Origin of the sequence: Brevibacillus sp. AG162 (assembly GCF_006715575.1) — a bacterium.
Classification (GTDB): Bacteria; Bacillota; Bacilli; order Brevibacillales; family Brevibacillaceae; genus Brevibacillus; species Brevibacillus brevis.
The window spans coordinates 1-16,590 of the sequence record NZ_VFNO01000006.1 but is presented as its reverse complement, the minus strand read 5'-3'; the positions used below and the strand labels follow the sequence as shown (position 1 = coordinate 16,590).

Annotated in this window: 13 protein-coding genes; 8 read left to right on the top strand and 5 right to left on the bottom strand. The window is 48.2% G+C overall.

From position 1 onward, the window contains the following. Nucleotides 1-57: 57 nt before the first annotated feature. The 3 genes from FB479_RS18705 to FB479_RS18695 form a co-directional block, all read right to left on the bottom strand. Nucleotides 58-1,527, bottom strand: coding sequence for an S-layer homology domain-containing protein (locus FB479_RS18705; RefSeq protein WP_142066309.1), 1,470 nt, complete (start codon nucleotides 1,525-1,527; stop codon nucleotides 58-60). Nucleotides 1,528-1,733: 206 nt separating this feature from the next. Beyond that, nucleotides 1,734-2,429 (bottom strand): response regulator transcription factor, encoded by a 696-nt coding sequence (locus FB479_RS18700; RefSeq protein ID WP_017249936.1) that lies wholly within the window; start codon nucleotides 2,427-2,429, stop codon nucleotides 1,734-1,736. Nucleotides 2,430-2,444: 15 nt separating this feature from the next. Further along, on the bottom strand, nucleotides 2,445-3,908 hold the full coding sequence (locus FB479_RS18695; RefSeq protein ID WP_142066308.1) for a sensor histidine kinase: 1,464 nt from the start codon (nucleotides 3,906-3,908) through the stop codon (nucleotides 2,445-2,447). A gap of 168 nt (nucleotides 3,909-4,076) precedes the next feature. Between FB479_RS18695 and FB479_RS18690 the strand changes: the two genes are divergently transcribed. The 3 genes from FB479_RS18690 to FB479_RS18675 all read left to right on the top strand — a co-directional run bounded on the left by FB479_RS18690 (nucleotide 4,077) and on the right by FB479_RS18675 (nucleotide 7,326). After that, nucleotides 4,077-4,874 carry a carbon-nitrogen hydrolase family protein gene (locus FB479_RS18690; protein ID WP_106652410.1) on the top strand — a complete coding sequence of 266 codons (798 nt, stop codon included), beginning with the start codon at nucleotides 4,077-4,079 and terminating at the stop codon, nucleotides 4,872-4,874. Between the two features lie 108 nt (nucleotides 4,875-4,982). Further along, nucleotides 4,983-5,231 carry a hypothetical protein gene (locus FB479_RS18685; protein ID WP_047072076.1) on the top strand — a complete coding sequence of 83 codons (249 nt, stop codon included), beginning with the start codon at nucleotides 4,983-4,985 and terminating at the stop codon, nucleotides 5,229-5,231. Nucleotides 5,232-5,940: 709 nt separating this feature from the next. Then, nucleotides 5,941-7,326: an L-cystine transporter gene (locus FB479_RS18675; RefSeq protein WP_106652396.1), complete on the top strand. Its 1,386-nt coding sequence runs from the start codon at nucleotides 5,941-5,943 to the stop codon at nucleotides 7,324-7,326. 356 nt (nucleotides 7,327-7,682) lie between these two features. Here FB479_RS18675 and FB479_RS18665 read toward each other — a convergent pair whose 3' ends face one another. Further along, nucleotides 7,683-9,314: a peptide ABC transporter substrate-binding protein gene (locus tag FB479_RS18665; protein WP_142066306.1), complete on the bottom strand. Its 1,632-nt coding sequence runs from the start codon at nucleotides 9,312-9,314 to the stop codon at nucleotides 7,683-7,685. 224 nt (nucleotides 9,315-9,538) lie between these two features. Here FB479_RS18665 and FB479_RS18660 point away from each other — a divergent pair, with 224 nt between their 5' ends. The 5 genes from FB479_RS18660 to hemH all read left to right on the top strand — a co-directional run bounded on the left by FB479_RS18660 (nucleotide 9,539) and on the right by hemH (nucleotide 16,072). Then, entirely contained in the window at nucleotides 9,539-10,105 is a 567-nt protein-coding gene (locus FB479_RS18660; protein WP_106652398.1) for a hypothetical protein, read from the top strand. 161 nt (nucleotides 10,106-10,266) lie between these two features. Next, nucleotides 10,267-11,571, top strand: coding sequence for a hypothetical protein (locus tag FB479_RS18655; RefSeq protein ID WP_142066305.1), 1,305 nt, complete (start codon nucleotides 10,267-10,269; stop codon nucleotides 11,569-11,571). 735 nt (nucleotides 11,572-12,306) lie between these two features. Next, entirely contained in the window at nucleotides 12,307-13,566 is a 1,260-nt protein-coding gene (locus FB479_RS18645) for an amidohydrolase (RefSeq protein WP_142066303.1), read from the top strand. A gap of 61 nt (nucleotides 13,567-13,627) precedes the next feature. After that, nucleotides 13,628-15,031, top strand: coding sequence for a M20 family metallopeptidase (locus FB479_RS18640; protein ID WP_106657609.1), 1,404 nt, complete (start codon nucleotides 13,628-13,630; stop codon nucleotides 15,029-15,031). A gap of 108 nt (nucleotides 15,032-15,139) precedes the next feature. After that, entirely contained in the window at nucleotides 15,140-16,072 is a 933-nt protein-coding gene (gene hemH / locus FB479_RS18635; protein ID WP_142066302.1) for a ferrochelatase, read from the top strand. A gap of 293 nt (nucleotides 16,073-16,365) precedes the next feature. Here hemH and FB479_RS30755 read toward each other — a convergent pair. After that, nucleotides 16,366-16,590, bottom strand: a 225-nt coding sequence (locus FB479_RS30755; RefSeq protein WP_221629581.1) for a hypothetical protein, incomplete at its 5' end; no start/stop codon positions are given.

Genomic DNA, 16,590 nt, shown 5'->3' with positions numbered 1-16,590 from the left:
TACAGCACAGCGAGCCCACACCTTTCTTTTGATTTGGATACCTGCATCACACAAAGACTACTCGACTGTCAGCTCGGCAGAAGATTTGCCAGCCCAATCGCCGACAGGTGTTACCGTGTATGTGGTACCTGCTTTCAGTTTACCATCTTGCTGGATGTCAAACACGCCTGTAGTACCTTTGCGGCTGGAGTATTTGTACGTCGCCAGCAGTTTTTCTCCGTCTGCACTTGTGAGTTCTACGCTGCGTCCGGAGAACAGCTCGTCTCCCGGGTCCTCTGTCAGGGTAACCGTGATAGAAGTTTCACTAGCTGCTTTAGCTTCGCTGATTTCGAGCGGAGCGATTTCTTTTGCGACGAAGCTTGAATTCGCGATATTCGCCCAGTCGGACGTAATGGTGTACGTAACGCCCGGAGTCAGGACTTGGCCTTCTGGGAGACGGAATTTAATTTCTTGCTTGCCGTCTGTTGATTGTGTGAAAGGCACGTATTTCGCTACGATCGGTTGTCCGCCTTCCGGTGTAATGGTCACTTGTCTTGCTTGCATGGAAGGAATGATTTGATACGTTTTGCCGTCTGCACTGTTGTTTTGATCCAGCACCAATGCATTTGCACCGCGCCCTCCGCTGTAGGCAGAGATGATATATCCGTAATCGATGACACCATTTGCTCGCAGGGACTCGACTTCAAACGTGTCGTTTGTTACTTGTCGCACTTCTGTCATGTCGATCTTGGTTGCGTTGCCTGTGAATGTGCCCGCCTGTTTCCCTTTGTATGTCAGGGTGTAGGTGGTTCCTGGCTTTTGAACTGATGTCGGCACGATGTAGGTATTGGTAGAGCCTGTTTTCAGGCGTGGCATGTTGGTCAGTGTCAGCCCATCGCTAAAGACGAAGTCTTCTTTTGCTTTTGCAAATGCTTCGTTTTCTGCGGTCAACGGAGCGTCGAACGTCACAATCAATGTAATTTCGTTCAAGGCTTGTACGCTCGTGATGGTTGCTTTATCAGAAGGGATTGCCTGCCGAGCCACATTCAACAAATAAGCAGCTTCACCGCGAGTAACGGAGCTGTCTGCGGAGAAGAAGCGTTCCGCCCAGTAATTAACCGACTTCACATCACGCTTGAGCGCTTTTGCGATGATTTGTGTGAATTCAGCATCTGTCACGGTTCCACGTGGATCAAATTGGCCATCTTTTGCTTGCATGATGTCGAGGGATACCAGATCAACCGCGTATTTATAGAACCAGTCATTTGCTTTCACATCCGTAAACGTTACGGATTTATCTGTTTTGCCGCCTTGCAAGCCAAAGGTGTGTGCGACCATTTTTGCCAGCTCGGCACGCGTAACTTGATTGTGAATGTTGCTGCCTTGCATGACTTTCAGCTTGGAGAGTTCAGTAACGGCTTGTTGAATTTCTTGAGCACTCAGGGGAGTGGAAGCTGCTTGCACGTTCAATGCAGCGTAAGGCAGGGATGCTGTACCCATAACAGTTGCGAGCATCATGATCGCGATTTTATTGGAAAACTTTCCCATCAGTTGGTCCTCCTTCAGATCAGTTGAGTGGCTATTGCTTGATTACCTGTAGGATAGTCGAGAGACCTAAACTGCCAAGAAACAAGAGATTAATAGAATCTAAAAAAGTTCTTAAAAAAATATTAAAAAGCCTCCAACATTAACGTGGAGCGGAAAATCCGTCCTCGTTTTTGCTGAAGGTTTTGTGATGGTCATGGTATTCACGCTTAGACAGTAAATCGGTAACCGGCACCCCAGACCGTCTCGATATACTGTGGATTGGATGGATCGACTTCGATCTTTTCACGCAGCTTGCGAATGTGCACCGTAACGGTCGCGATATCTCCGCTGGAATCCATGCCCCAGATTCGTTCGAACAGCTCATTTTTGTTAAAAACCCGATTCGGGTGAGTCGCTAGAAATTCAAGCAGATTGAATTCTCTAGTCGTGAAAATGACTTCCTGATTTCGTACATACACTCTTCTTGAAACTTTGTCGATGACGAGACCGCGAATGTGAATCTCTGCGTTCGATGGTTGAGGTTGTCGGGCTGTCAAACGCTCGTATCTTGTCAGATGGGCTTTGGCTCTGGCTACTAATTCGCTTGGGCTGAACGGCTTTGTAATATAGTCATCGGCACCGAGATTAAAGGCGCGGATTTTATCGATCTCTTCTTTTTTCGCGGAGACGATCAGGATTGGCACTTCCTTGACTTGTCTAATCTGGCTGCACAATTCGAAGCCGTCCATGCCCGGAAGCTGCAAATCAACGATGATCAAACTGTAGTCGCCATTGATGGCAAGCGGCAAGCCTTCGCTGCCAGAGTGGCATAAATCGACCTGAAAGCCGTTCAGTTCAAAATAATCCCGCTCCAGCTGAGCGATCGTCGTCTCATCTTCAATGATGAGGATGCGTGAAGACATGGGAATGTGCACCTCCTATTGTTTGTGGGTACGTTTTAACGTAAAGAATAGGCTGGTACCTACACCTTGCTTGCTCTCTACCCAGATGGTGCCGCCGTGACCCTCAATAATCTGGCGCGCGATGGAGAGTCCGAGACCGCTACCGCCCGTGGAAGAATTACGGGATTGCTCCACCCGATAAAAGCGTTCGAACAGGTGAGGAATGGCTTCTTGCGGGATACCGATGCCGTTGTCTTTTATTTCAATGGTCGCCCAATCAGCATCCGCTTGAACAGAGACGAAGATGATTTTTTCAGGTTTATCCATGTATTTTTGCGAGTTGCCAATGATGTTTAAGACGGTGCGCTTGATTTTTTCCAGATCGGCGATGACCAGGGTGCCTTCTGCTGTGCGTTGATTCCACTGAATCGTGATGCCCTTCTTTTCCAGATCGTAGTGCAGCTCGTCGATGCAATCATCCAAAAACTGCACGATATCTACATGTTCAAACGTAAAGGGCACTTGCTTCAGATCGAGCTTGGAGTAGAGAAACAGCTCATCGACGAGCATGTCGAGGTCTACTGCCTTGGAGTAAATGATGTTCACGTACTTTTCCATTTTCTCCGGGGTATCAGCTACGCCATCGCGGATTCCTTCGATGTAGCCCTTGATATTGGTAATCGGTGTACGCAAATCATGCGAGATGTTGGAAATCAATTCTTTGCGGCTTTCTTCGTCCGCAAGGCGCAGCCGCACTGATTCCTGCAATCGTTTGCGCATGTTCTCGAACGCTTCGTTCAGTTGTCCAATCTCGTCTTTCGTGTGCAGATGGAGCTCAAAGTCCAGATTGCCTTCCTTGATGTTCTCAGCCGAATTGCGCAGAAGATCGAGCGGCTTGACGACACTGCGGGTAATCCAGCGGTACAACAAGACGTTTGCGATGACAATGACGCCGAGGAGGAGGAACACGAGAATCGGCAGCAGTTTGCGGATAACCTCACCAAATGGACTGCGTTCGCGGATCACAAAGACACTGCCTTTTGCGTCATCCGAAAACTTGAAGTCAAACTTGGCATACGCATAAAATCTTTCGCCGATGTTGAACGTGTTGCGAATCTGGTTGTTGTTCAAATCATAGGGTGGCAAGCTGTTTTCCAGCTCGGGCTGATTGATGGTCGGGGAGGCAAAGACTTGATTGCTCTCCCTGCGGACATACAGGCCGGCTCGTACCGTTTTGAGCTTGAAATCGTAATCGGCAAGCAGCTCCTGGTTTTGCAACTGATCCGGCTCATTCTTGGCGAGATATTTCAATTCAAGGAAAATATTCTCTTCTTGTTCTGTCAGCGGATTGAGCTGATAATGCACTTTATAAAAATCGCGAAAGCTGTTGATATCGCCTGTCGCCGCAATCGTAAATAGGCTGGCGGCTACGAAAAACGTCAGCAAGCTGATGACTAGCATCCCTGTGTAAGAGAGCAGCAGCTTGATACGGATGGACATGGACTCACCTACTTTCAATAGGGTGAAAATTTATACGCAAGAGGACAAGTCCATTATATACAAGACGTCCAGCTGGTAAAGCATATTTACTTGGAACTCGGTCAAAATCAGTTATACTAGCAAGTAAGAAAACGAGAGCTTTGTATGAATGGGAAGGACGGGGAAATTATGAAAGTAGCCATTGCACAACTGACAGCGACGATGGATAAGACGCAAAATTTGCAAAAAGCAGCCGATTACATCGCAAAAGCAAAGGCAGCAGGGGCAGATTTTGTAATCTTGCCTGAAATGTACAGCGCACCTGCCACGCCAAAGTCGGGAGTAACCCCAGCGGAGGTAGCGGAAAAGCTGGATGGTCCATTCGTTTCCGGCTTGGCAGAGCTTGCTCGGGAGCATGGAGTGTATGTGGTTTGTGGTGTGTTTGAATCCATCGAGGGTGATGAAAATCGTGCCTACAATACGACCGTTTTTCTAGGCCGTGAAGGACAGCTGCTGCATGCGTACCGCAAGACACATTTGTACGATGCCTTTTCCTACACAGAATCGGACTTCATCGCGCCTGGGGATAATCCCTATCAAGTGGTGGAAACGGAATTCGGCAAAATCGGGCTGATGGTATGCTACGAGGTGCGTTTCCCGGAAATCGCGAGACAATTTGCGCTCCAGGGTGCAGATATTTTGTTTGTGCCAGCAGGCTGGGTAGCGGGAGCGATGAAAGAGGATCACTGGGAGACGCTGGTTCGTGCGCGTGCCATTGAAAACACAATGTTCGTATGTGCGGCAGATCAGGTCGGAAATATTTTTGCCGGACGCAGCATGTTCGTCGATCCGATGGGTGTCGTGATTGCAAGTGCAGGGGAAGAAGAAACGTTATTGATCACAGAACTGGATGTAAGTCGGATTGAACGAGTACGGGGCAAATTGCCAAGCGTAGCCAACCGCCGAGCGGAACTGTATACCAATTAAATGCCTATGCACATTTTCTCTTTTGTTCAATATGATGGTAACAGATAATCAGTCATTATTGTGGCCCTTATGTAAGCGTCACCATCATAAGAGAGGGAGTGTGTACGAATGTTCTGGGTCGTATGGGCTGTCGTCGGTGTGGTCGTTTGGTGGGCAATGAGTATGATCTGTACAGGAAAAGCGGCAGGATCAGGCTGGTGGGCTTCGCTCATTGCTGCTCTTTTGGGTAGCTGGCTGGGCGATTTGGTACTGGGTGATTGGCTGTGGATGTGGGCCGGCTTCAACGTCATTGCCGGAGCCATTGGTGCGGTCGTCCTCACCTGGCTGTGGAATTTGGTGGTGAAGCAATTAAAATAAGCAAAGCGATTTCGTACTACTAAGAACATCAGGAGTCGTCCAGAAGGGCGGTTCCTGGTTTTTTTTATATGTGGCTGCGGGGAAGAGAAGAATATTTCCAGACTAGGCTTCAGTGCTCCGTCCCACTGTGGGAATAGACTGCCCGCTGCGAAGGGCTTAGCGGGGAAACGCAAAAGTGGTAGCCGCTACGTCGTATGGGCACGTTGCGTTTCTATTTCCCGCTAATCCCTTCACCGCTCGGTAGGACTCCACAATTCGCTACGTCTGGAAATATTCTTCTCTAGTCGTAACTGATTACGTTCTTCAATCTTTTAAAGATTTTAATAAACGGGTGAACACGAAAAGCTCGCAGAGGAAACAGGAGAAAACAGCGAAGATCTTAGGGACACCGACCGAGACTCCATGCAAAAAGCGAAACACGCTCTTAAGCGTCCACCTCTGAAAAACTTCTTGAATGGACTACTTTGGACGCGGTTTCGCTTTTTGCATGGAGTCGTGCAGTCAATCCCGCAGGGGGTGGTCCTAGAATCTGAGCGTTTTCTCCTGTTTCCTCCCCACCACTACAGCTGGACAATATGTACCTCTGTAAGACAGTTTGGAATAATACAAAAACAATTCATACTTGACCAGTAGGGATTGTTGGTAATATAACTATATCTATACCGAATACAATAATGAGAGGTACATAAAACGAAAGGGAGGGGAATATATGTCGACGTTATTGATCATCGTAAACATTGTTTTGTTGCTCTTATTCATTGCTGGATTGTATGCCATGCAAAAAAAGCATATTTCTTTTTCCAAACGGGTATTTGTTGGTCTCGGACTCGGGATTTTATTTGGACTCATTTTGCAATACGTATACGGAGTCAAATCAGACGTACTCAAATCCACCATCGAGTGGTACAACATCGTAGGAAAAGGCTACGTGAAGCTGCTTCAAATGATCGTAATGCCACTAGTATTCATCTCTATTTTATCGGCTTTCACCAAAATGAAATTAACCAATAACATCGGGAAAATCAGTACGCTGATTATCGGACTTTTGGTAGGAACGACTGCTGTCGCGGCAGCAATCGGGATTTCGACTACCTTGGCATTTAATCTCGACGGGGCACAATTCCAGCAGGGGGATGCGGAATCCGCTCGGATCGAACAGGTGGAGCAGCGCTTGGGCGATATCGAGAACTTGAGCATGCCAGCTAAAATCCTGGAACTGCTTCCTGCGAATCCTTTCCTCGATCTGACTGGAGATCGGGCGACGTCTACCATTGCCGTTGTGATTTTCTCCGCGATTATCGGAGTTGCGTATTTAGGGGTAAAACGCAAAAATCCGGAGCAAGCTGAATTGTTTGCGAAGATTGTGGATACATTCCATACGATTATTATGCGTGTCGTGACATTGATCTTGCGCCTGACGCCATATGGTGTACTGGCAATCATGATCAGAGTCGCAGCTACCAGTGACTACAATGCCATCTGGCAGCTGGGCAAGTTCGTTGTCGCTTCGTATGTGGCGATGATCATCATGTTTATCATCCATCTGTTGCTGTTGACGTTTGCAGGTTTGAATCCAATCACCTATGTGAAAAAAGCATTCCCTGTCCTGACATTCGCCTTCACTTCGCGTACGAGCGCGGGCGCGTTGCCGCTGAATGTAAAAACGCAGCAAAGCATGGGGGTTCCTGAGGGAATTGCCAACTTCGCAGGCTCCTTTGGACTCTCCATCGGACAAAACGGCTGCGCAGGTACGTATCCGGCCATGCTCGCCATCATGGTAGCACCAGTCGCAGGAATTGATCCGCTGACACCATCGTTCATCTTGACGCTGATCGCAGTAGTGGCACTCAGCTCCTTCGGGGTTGCAGGCGTAGGGGGCGGGGCGACATTTGCAGCACTGCTCGTCTTGTCCACGATGAATTTGCCGATTGCCATTGTTGGTCTCCTCATCTCCGTTGAGCCGTTGATTGACATGGGACGTACAGCACTCAACGTAAGCGGAAGCATGACATCAGGGCTATTGACGAGCAGAGTGACAAAAGAGCTCGATACCAATGCCTACCACGGAAATGAACAAAAAACACTGACTGTGTAAATGTAATGAAACAGGCTGTACCGTCTATCAAGACAGGTACAGCCTGTTTTGTTTGTTTACGTGTTTTAATAAAACTCGTGAATATAAAACGCTACGGAGAGGAAGAGAAAAACGGAGCGACCGGAGGCCTTGGCACGCCTCCTAGTCGAAACGGAAAAAAGCGGTACACGCCTGTCGACCAACCTCTTCACTGAGAAACTTCCGCCCATCGGGTGGCTTTTGGTCGACGTACCGCTTTTTGGAGTGGAGACGGACATCTCCGCTTCCTTGCTGGCGTGCCACCAACGGAGGAAGCCCGTTTTTCTCTTCCTTACCACTATGTTCGCACAAACATAAGCTTTTTCTTCATTGATCCTCTACGGATTAACCGAGGTGTACTTGAAGTACGCGCCTCCCAGCGGGAAGATAATGAAATCCTTCACCTTGTCGTTTTTCACATAAGGGCTTCCGCGGAAGTTGATCGGAGCCAGTGGCATTTCCTCCATGAGAATGGTTTCTGCCTCTAGGAGGATTTTTTTGCGCGTGTCCAGGTCAGGCTCATTGTAGCTCTTGTCGATCAGCTCTTTGAACTTGGCATTTTCCCAATCCGGGTGATTGTTTCCGCCCGTTTTGTCGCGGAACATCTCCAGGAAGTTGATCGGGTCGTTGAAGTCAGCACCCCATTGGAAACGGATCATGTCAAAGTTCGCTTGCGATCTCATGTCGCGGTACACCTTCAGCTCCGCCGTGTACAGCTTCACGTTGACGCCGAGTGCTTTTTTCCACTGATCTTGCAGGGCTTCTGCCAGCTTTTTATTGGTATCATTCGTGTCAAAGGTGTAGGTAACGGTCGGGAAGGTCGAGAGTCCGAGCTCCTTCATACCTTCTTCCAGCAATGCTTTTGCTTTCGCCTGGTCTTCTTTAAAGTAGCCGTCTGGTTTTAATCCCATGGAAGTCGGGACCCAACCGTAAGCGGCTGGAACGCCGGTCTGCAATATGTTATCGATGATTTCCTGACGGTTGATCGCATAAGCGAAGGCCTGACGGATTTTTTTATTGTTGAACGGCGGTTTGGTTGTATTAAAAACGACGGATTGTGTGCCCGGATTATCCGCGACCATCAGCTTCCCCGCATCTTTGAGAGTAGGGATTGCATCTGTAGGAAGTGTTGACGCAGGATAGCCGCCCCAGTCGATGTCGCCATTCTCAAACATCGAGAATGCTGTATTGTTGTCCTCGATCATAGCGATTTCAATCCGGTCGAGCTTGACGTTGTTTTTGTCCCAGTAGTTCGGGTTTTTCGTAAAGACGATCTTGCTTTTATGCTCCCACGTATCCATGATGAATGGACCATTTCCCACGATTGTTTTTGCTTCATCCGCCCATTTCGGATTTGCTTCCAGCGTTTTTTGATGCAACGGGAAGAGAGTTGGGAAGAAGGTCAGCTCACGGAAAAACGGAGTCGGTGACTTCAAGTTGAATTCGACGGTGTAGTCGTCTACAGCCTTGACGCCTACATCCTCTGCTTTGCCTTTCCCCGTATTGTACTCCTCTCCTCCTTTAATGTAATAAAGCTGATAGGCGTACTCGGACGCTGTTTTCGGATCGAGATTGCGTTTGATCGCATAGACGAAATCGTGGGCAGTGACAGGGTCTCCGTTGCTCCATTTGGCGTCTTTGCGAATTTTGAAGGTGTAGTTCATGTAATCTGGCGAGTTGGTGAAGCTCTCAGCCGTAGCATTGACGAGTTGTCCATTCAGGTCATAGCTGGTCAATCCTTCAAAGGCAGCGTAAATCATGTCAAACGAATCTGCGTCGACGGCGATCCCAGGGTCCATCGAAGGCGGCTCGCTGTTGATGCTCCATTTTAACACCATCGGCTCTGTTTTTGTCGCTTCTGTAGGTGTAGTGGAGCCAGTGGGTTCAGCAGGTGCGGAAGAGTTCGAGCACCCCGCTAGTACCCCGAAAAGCAAGGTAAGACAGGTTGCAATTGCCAGTCCCTTTTTCATAAATACCCCCCTTTACAATGATAGAAAACGTATATTCAGAATATTTGCTTGGGTTTTCGATAGCAAAGGAATTTTTTTAGTTTCTCGATAAAAAATATTTACTTAGATCATTGATAGATAGGTATAGTGGTGTGAAATAAATTGATTTTTCTTAAAAATTTACTCATTTTGAAATACATGGTATATTTTGGTAGATGTTAATGATAGGAGAGGTGGGAATCACTATGTTCAAGAAAATGGTTTTTTCAGCATTAAGTGTAGCCGTATTTTCTGCAGTGTTAACGTCTCCGATTCAAGCAGCAAACATACCATCTAGTGTTGGTGAGCAGAAAGAACATTCATTAGTTTCTGCCAGATGGAGTTCAGATGAGGAATGGATTCGAAAATCTGCTGCTGTCCCACCGGGGTGGGTCGTCATTCGTGAAGATCTAGGTTCCAAGCTTATTAAAAATACAGCAGGTGCTCCCTATGGTGAGGAGTTACGAGTTAGCAAATATTCTCCCGTTCCAGCGGGATGGGTAGTTTTAAGAGATGAAGTAGCTGGTCGGGTGATCAAATATGTAATAGGAGCAACTTATCGTACGGAGTTCAATGTGACCAAGTTCTCCCCCATTCCAACTGGATGGGTTATGTCGAGAGAAAACTATGATAGCAAAACGATCATGAATGTCGTTGGAGCTCCTTATGGAACGGTATTATTGGTAAGCAAATATTCACCTGTTCCTCCAGGATGGGTTTACGAGAGCCAAGTGGCTGCTGGCAAGTACATTAAAAACTTGAATCGCTATTAGTCATATTCAAATAAAGTTCGAACTGATGGTTAAGGTGTATATAGCCATCAGTTCTTTTTTTCGTTCAGCAACACATTTGGCATTCGATGGACAAAGAGAACCGTACATGATATGAATGAGGAAAAGGTGTCTATCATAAACAGGTAGGAGAAAACTCCCTTATGTATAGAATCGGTGTTGTAGGACCGCTTCCTTCGGTGGAACGGATACTGGCGGTCGCAAATGAGTTTGAGCATGAAATCGAATTTGTACCGTTTCGTTACGAAGACGTGCGGGAAGTGAGCAAGATCGTGCTGGAGCATCATGCAGATTTAAATGGATGGTTTTTCTCTGGCCCGATACCGTTTACGATTGCGAAAAACGTACTCAGCCCGGATGCCAATATCGTGTATTGCCCACCGAACGGTTCGAATCTGTACCGCTGCTTTATTCAGATGTCGATTGATCAAAATACGGCCGTGAACCGTGTATCCATTGATATGATTGATTCGGAAGGAACGCATTTGCGCGAGGCGATGTCGGAGCTGGACATACCCGAAGAGGGGATTTACGTCAGTATGTACGACGAGAATTTTGACCTCGATGCAATGACACAGTTTCATGTATCGCTGTGGCGTGAAGGCAAGACACAAGGAGCGTTCACCACGTTTTCTGTGGTTGAACATGCGCTGCGCGAGGAAGGCATTCCTGTCTATCGTGTCCTGATGACGAAAATGGAGATTCGTCAGGCGATGAAAATCGTCATCGAAAAGGTGAAAACCTCCTATTTCAAGGACACACAAATCGGGGTAGAGATCATAGAGCTGGAGCAGTTTGACAAGATTCCCGAGCGGGCGAGCACGCGCTTTTACTTGCAGCACCTGGAGCTGAAAGTCAGACAAATTCTGCTGGCGCTCTGCGATCGGCTGGACGGTTCTCTGCTGGCAAATGGCAACGGACGCTACCAGATTTTCAGTTCGCGCGGTGCGATTCAAAGAGAGATAGAAATGCTACGACATACAGTAGAACAACTCTCTTTGGAGGCAGAGGTTCCGGTTGCAGTAGGTGTGGGCTTTGGGGATACAGCTTTTTCTGCGGAAAACAATGCGCGAAAAGCAATCCAGCACGCAAAAGAACGACCGGGGGCTGGCATTGTCGTCGTACAGGATAATGGAGTCATGATGGAATCGGTGGGAGAAACAGAGGAGCTCGCTTATTCGTTCCGCTCCAGTGATCGCGAGTTGTTGGAAAAGCTGAACCGTGCCAATGTAAGTGTCAAATCGTATCACAAGCTGCGTGCGCTGGTTCAGCGTATGGGCTGGAAGTCGTTTTCGACGACGGATATCGCTTCGCACTTGTCGATGACGGTACGGAATGCACAGCGCATCATGGGCAGCCTGTGCGAAGTGGATTTAGCCGAGTTTAGCGGGGAAGAGCAGCAGGCAGTGCGTGGACGACCGAAGAAGCTTTATCAGTTAAAGAAATGAGGACACTCGAGAGGCTTCGGGTGTTCTTTCATATTATGTGGCTGCGGTGGAGAGAAGAATATTTCCAGTCTAGGCTCCAGGCTCCGTCCTGCTGAGGGTTAAGACTGTCCGCTCCGAAGGGATTCGCGGGGAAACGCAAAAGTGGTAGCCGCTACGTCGTATGGGCACGGTTGCGTTTCTTTTGCCCGCGAATCCCTTCTCCGCTCGGTAGGACTCCACAAGTCGCTACGTCTGGAAATATTCTTCTCTGTCGTAACTGATTACGTTTCTTCAATTTTTTTAAAAGCCCGTTAAAACACGGAAAGCTCGTAGAGGAAACAGGAGAAATAAGCGAAGATCTTAGGGACACCGACCGAGACGCAATGCAAAAAGCGAAACACGCCCTTAAGCGTCCACCTCTGAAACACATCCTGAATGGACTACTTTGGACGCGGTTTCGCTTTTTGCAGTCAATCCCGCAGCGGGTGGCCCTAGAATCTGAGCGTTTTCTCCTGTTTCCTCCCACGACAACAGCAACAACAGCAGGAAAATGTTCGTTATTTTTCAAGAAGTCTAACAACTTCTATTGAAAAAACAGCGAGCCAACTATATAATTCAATTAAGCGAAAATGTCTTTTAATATTCGCATATTTGTAAGGGTTTACATTTGCCAGTCTTCTCATATTTCTAGAGCTTGCCTATCGGACCTGGGCATGGAAAAACACATGCTCCAGAGTTAACAGGAGGAATTGAACGATGTTGGATCTGGTTTCGTTGCGAAGAGAGTTTCATAGACATCCAGAGGTGGGTTTTACGGAGTTCCGTACCGCTTCCAAGGTAGTAGAGATTTTGACGTCCCTCGGCTATGAGGTCATATACGGACAAGAAGCAATCGATGGAGATTCCCGTCGGGGCTTGCCTTCCGAGGCGGTTCTCGAGGCAGCGTATGAAAGAGCTTTGCGTGACGGTGCAAACCCGGCGATCGTTGAAAAAATGCGCGGTGGCTATACAGCAGTGATCGGTGTGAAGAAAGGGAAGGCACCTGGACCAACGGTTGCTTTCCGTTTTGACATGGACGCACTGCCTGTATTGGAAAGTACGGAGCAAGACCATTTTCCACAAGCGAATGGCTTCCGCTCCCATTATGAAGGCAACATGCATGCTTGCGCTCACGACGGTCATACCACGATTGGCTTGGGATTGGCAGAAGCGCTTGCAGCAGGAGATTTTTCCGGTACGCTCAAACTGATCTTCCAACCAGCCGAAGAAGGTGTTCGCGGTGCGTATGCGATCGTGGAAAAAGGTCATTTGGACGATGTTGACTATATTTTCTGCAACCATTTGGGTGTCAATGTGCCGCTAGGTGAGGTACACGGCGGTTCTTACGGATTTTTGGCTACCACGAAAATGATGGCGCATTTCTACGGTGTTTCTTCTCATGCTGGTGCATCGCCAGAGCAGGGGAAAAATGCATTGCTCGGAGCGGCTACCGCTCTGTTGAACATTCATGCGATTCCGCGCTTCAGCACTGGTGATACGAGAGTCAATGTGGGTGTGCTAGAAGGCGGAACAGCAGCGAACATCATTCCAGCCTATGCCAAGATGGTTGTGGAGACGCGCTCCATTACCGAAGAAGTAAATGCAGAAGTAGAAAACCGCGTGCGCAACATCATCGCGCACAGTGCTGCTATGCATGAGCTCGACTACACGATCGAAGTCGTCGGGGGAGCAATCCCGATCAACTATGATGTGGAGATGGCAGAGCTGGCACTGGAAGAAGCCAAGCAGGTAGAAGGCTTCCATTCCTTTAAGCACGGCGATTACAATTCGATGGGCAGTGAAGATGCCAGCTTTATGATTAAACGCGTTCAGGATCGTGGCGGAAAAGGAACGTACATGGCAATCGGTACGGATATCCCGGCGCCTCACCACCATCCAAAATTCGATATACAAGAAGAGATTTTGCCACGCAGCGTAGCGCTTTTGAACCGAATTGCAAGACGATTGCTGACGTAAAAAACGTTCCTAACTGAGCGAAAAAGCACGTGGACAACGAGGGCAGAGAGGATGTTTGCGAATGCATACCAAGCGAATTGCAGAAATGATTGAGAATAAACGAGATGCCTTTATCAAGGTGAGCGATCAGATTTGGGATTTCGCGGAGACGCGCTTTGAAGAGTACCAATCTGCTGAGCTGTTGGCTCAAACACTCGAAGGAGAAGGCTTTCAGGTAGAACGCGGAGTAGGTGGAATCAAAACGGCCTTCATCGGAAGCTTTGGCAGCGGCAATCCTGTCGTGGCGATTTTGGGAGAGTTCGATGCTCTGTCGGGCATGAGTCAGAAAAAAGGCCAAACTACAGAAGAGCCTCTCGTAGCGGGAGCAAACGGCCATGGCTGTGGACACAACTTGCTTGGTACCGCTTCTCTTGCGGCAGCCGTTGCCGTGAAAGAGTACATGGAAGAGAACAACATGACGGGGACTGTTCGTTACTACGGCTGCCCAGGGGAGGAAGGCGGCTCCGGGAAAGCGTTCATGGCGCGAGCAGGATTGTTTGACGACGTAGATTTTGCACTTTGCTGGCACCCAATGGGCTACAACAGCATCATGTCCATCGATTCGCTCGCGAACTATCAAATTTACTTCAAGTTCAAAGGAAAGAGTGCCCATGCGGCAGCAAGTCCACATCTCGGTCGAAGCGCACTGGATGCTGTGGAATTGATGAACGTCGGCGTGAACTACTTGCGTGAGCACATCATCCCGGAAGCACGTGTGCACTATGCCATCACGAACTCCGGCGGCTTGTCGCCAAATGTGGTTCAGCCAAAAGCAGAGGTGCTCTATCTCGTACGTGCGCCAAAGGTTGATCAAGTACAGGAAATTTACGAGCGCGTATGCAAAATTGCGCAAGGTGCTGCACTTATGACCGAAACAGAAGTAGAGATCGTATTCGACAAAGCGTGCTCGAACCTCGTGCAAAACAAGCTGCTCGAAGAGGTTATGTACAAAAACTTTCAGGAGCTGGGCGTCCCTGTACATGATGAAGCGGAACTGCAATTGGCAAAAGAAATGCGTGCGACGCTGTCCAAGCAGGAACTCGCTACATCGGAAAAACTGTCGGCGGACACACCTGCACCAGACATGGTGACGTGGCTCAACCCATACGATGGATCAAAAATCCCGCTGAACGGCTCAACGGATGTAGGGGATGTCAGCTGGATTACGCCAACTGCGCAATGCACAACTGCGTGCTATATTAACGGCTCCACGCTGCACTCCTGGCAATGGGTGTCTCTCGGGGCAACGTCCATGGCACATAAAGGGATGCTGCATGCGGGGAAAGTCATGGCTTCTACAGCTATTGACATGCTGAAAAAACCAGAGCTGATCGAACAGGCAAAAGCCGAGTTGAAACAGCGTCTGGGCGGTCAAACGTATGTATGTCCGATTCCAGAGGGTGTTATGCCTTCTGTAAAAAAATAAGAGATACACGGAAATAACACGGACGACTTCTGAACGATCAGGGGTCGTCTTTTTTGTTCAATAGGAAGGTCTTCGTGTAGAATAGCCAAAAGGAGTTGCGAAAATCAGATGAAAGCCCTGCTCATGTTGTCTTATGCCTCACTGCAATCAATCGATGATATACTGCCTTTTTATACTCATCTGTTTCACGGCAAAATTCCTTCAGCAGATACATTGAAAGCGGCTAAGACACGTTTTCAATCTATTGGCGTTGCAGATCCGCTCGGCTCGATAACAGCTCGGCAAGCCCTGGCCTTGGAGCGGCGGTTGAATCCATTGAGAGGCGAGCGAATCAAGGTCTATCAAGCTACGAAGCATACGTCTCCTTTTGTGCACGAGACGATTCAACAAATGGTCGCAGATGGCGTTACCGAGTTGTACGCGTTTCCGACATCTCCCTTGTATTCGAGAACGGGAACAGCAGCCTATTATCAGAGTGTTCGAAAGGCGCTCGAAGCCAGCGGTGCAAACATTCCGGTTTTGGAAATCAATCATTGGCACCGCTATCCGGGTATTGCAGAAGCGATCAGTCTTCGCCTACGAACGGCACTGCAATGGCTCTCCATGGACAACCGTTCCGAAGCGACTGTGTTGTTTACGGCCCACAGCCAACCGGGGGTGCCAGAAGTGAACAACGAGTTCATCCAAGCTTTTACGGAATTGGCTGAAGAGGTCGCCATGCGAGCCGATTGCAAGAAGTGGCTGCTCGCTTACCGAAGCGCGGGCCCGGCCCCGCAGAAATGGTTAGGACCGGATGTGCTTGCGATGATCGAAAAAGTAGCCGAGTCAGGCGGCAAGGCAGTCGTCGTCTGTGACTTGCTGTCTTTGACCGAAAATGTGGAGGCGATTTTCGATTGCAGAATCCATTGCCGAATGAAAGCAGAGGCTTGCGGGCTGGAATTTGTCTCTACTGAGTTTCTGAATGATTCCGCTGACTATATCGACGCTCTAGTAGAGCTGATTCGTGAGAGAATAGAGCAGTCCGAAGAGAGGAAGAGTTGACTTTCCTCCTCTTTTTTTATAGCGTGAAAATCTCCTTGATGACAAAGTGAACTTTCACTCTCCTGTTCCTTCAGGACGCATTCACTTGCTGCTCTACGGCCGTTCTCTGGTCATATAGCTTATCCCATGTTTTGTCCCTCTAGCAGGAGCCGTATACTTTCGAAGATCGATTTCGCTTCCGAACTTTTATATACTTTTTGGCATAGTGAATCTTGAGCCAAGGGGCATTCTTTAACGATGTTCTCCTAAAACCTATTCCCAATTATTTCATTTGATCAAGCGAACCGTTCATGTTATATTAAGAGTCCGCCTTTCAAAAACAGGCGAAATAAAGGAACAAAACGAACCACTCCAAATATTACCTGTTGATTTGAATAATCATACGTGGTATATTGTGAATCTAGCGCTTTTGAAGTGCTGGTGAAAATGCTCTTTGAAAACTGAACAGCGAAAGCGTTAATGAGTCTATCATTAAATGATTTGCCAGCTTTGAACCAGTAACAAACTTTATTGGAGAG

Bases quoted from the DNA above. Each gene is read 5' to 3' on its own strand.
- FB479_RS18705 (WP_142066309.1), bottom strand. From the start codon at position 1,527: ATGGGAAAGTTTTCCAATAAAATCGCGATCATGATGCTCGCAACTGTT.
- FB479_RS18700 (WP_017249936.1), bottom strand. From the start codon at position 2,429: ATGTCTTCACGCATCCTCATCATTGAAGATGAGACGACGATCGCTCAG.
- FB479_RS18695 (WP_142066308.1), bottom strand. From the start codon at position 3,908: ATGTCCATCCGTATCAAGCTGCTGCTCTCTTACACAGGGATGCTAGTC.
- FB479_RS18690 (WP_106652410.1), top strand. From the start codon at position 4,077: ATGAAAGTAGCCATTGCACAACTGACAGCGACGATGGATAAGACGCAA.
- FB479_RS18685 (WP_047072076.1), top strand. From the start codon at position 4,983: ATGTTCTGGGTCGTATGGGCTGTCGTCGGTGTGGTCGTTTGGTGGGCA.
- FB479_RS18675 (WP_106652396.1), top strand. From the start codon at position 5,941: ATGTCGACGTTATTGATCATCGTAAACATTGTTTTGTTGCTCTTATTC.
- FB479_RS18665 (WP_142066306.1), bottom strand. From the start codon at position 9,314: ATGAAAAAGGGACTGGCAATTGCAACCTGTCTTACCTTGCTTTTCGGG.
- FB479_RS18660 (WP_106652398.1), top strand. From the start codon at position 9,539: ATGTTCAAGAAAATGGTTTTTTCAGCATTAAGTGTAGCCGTATTTTCT.
- FB479_RS18655 (WP_142066305.1), top strand. From the start codon at position 10,267: ATGTATAGAATCGGTGTTGTAGGACCGCTTCCTTCGGTGGAACGGATA.
- FB479_RS18645 (WP_142066303.1), top strand. From the start codon at position 12,307: ATGTTGGATCTGGTTTCGTTGCGAAGAGAGTTTCATAGACATCCAGAG.
- FB479_RS18640 (WP_106657609.1), top strand. From the start codon at position 13,628: ATGCATACCAAGCGAATTGCAGAAATGATTGAGAATAAACGAGATGCC.
- hemH (WP_142066302.1), top strand. From the start codon at position 15,140: ATGAAAGCCCTGCTCATGTTGTCTTATGCCTCACTGCAATCAATCGAT.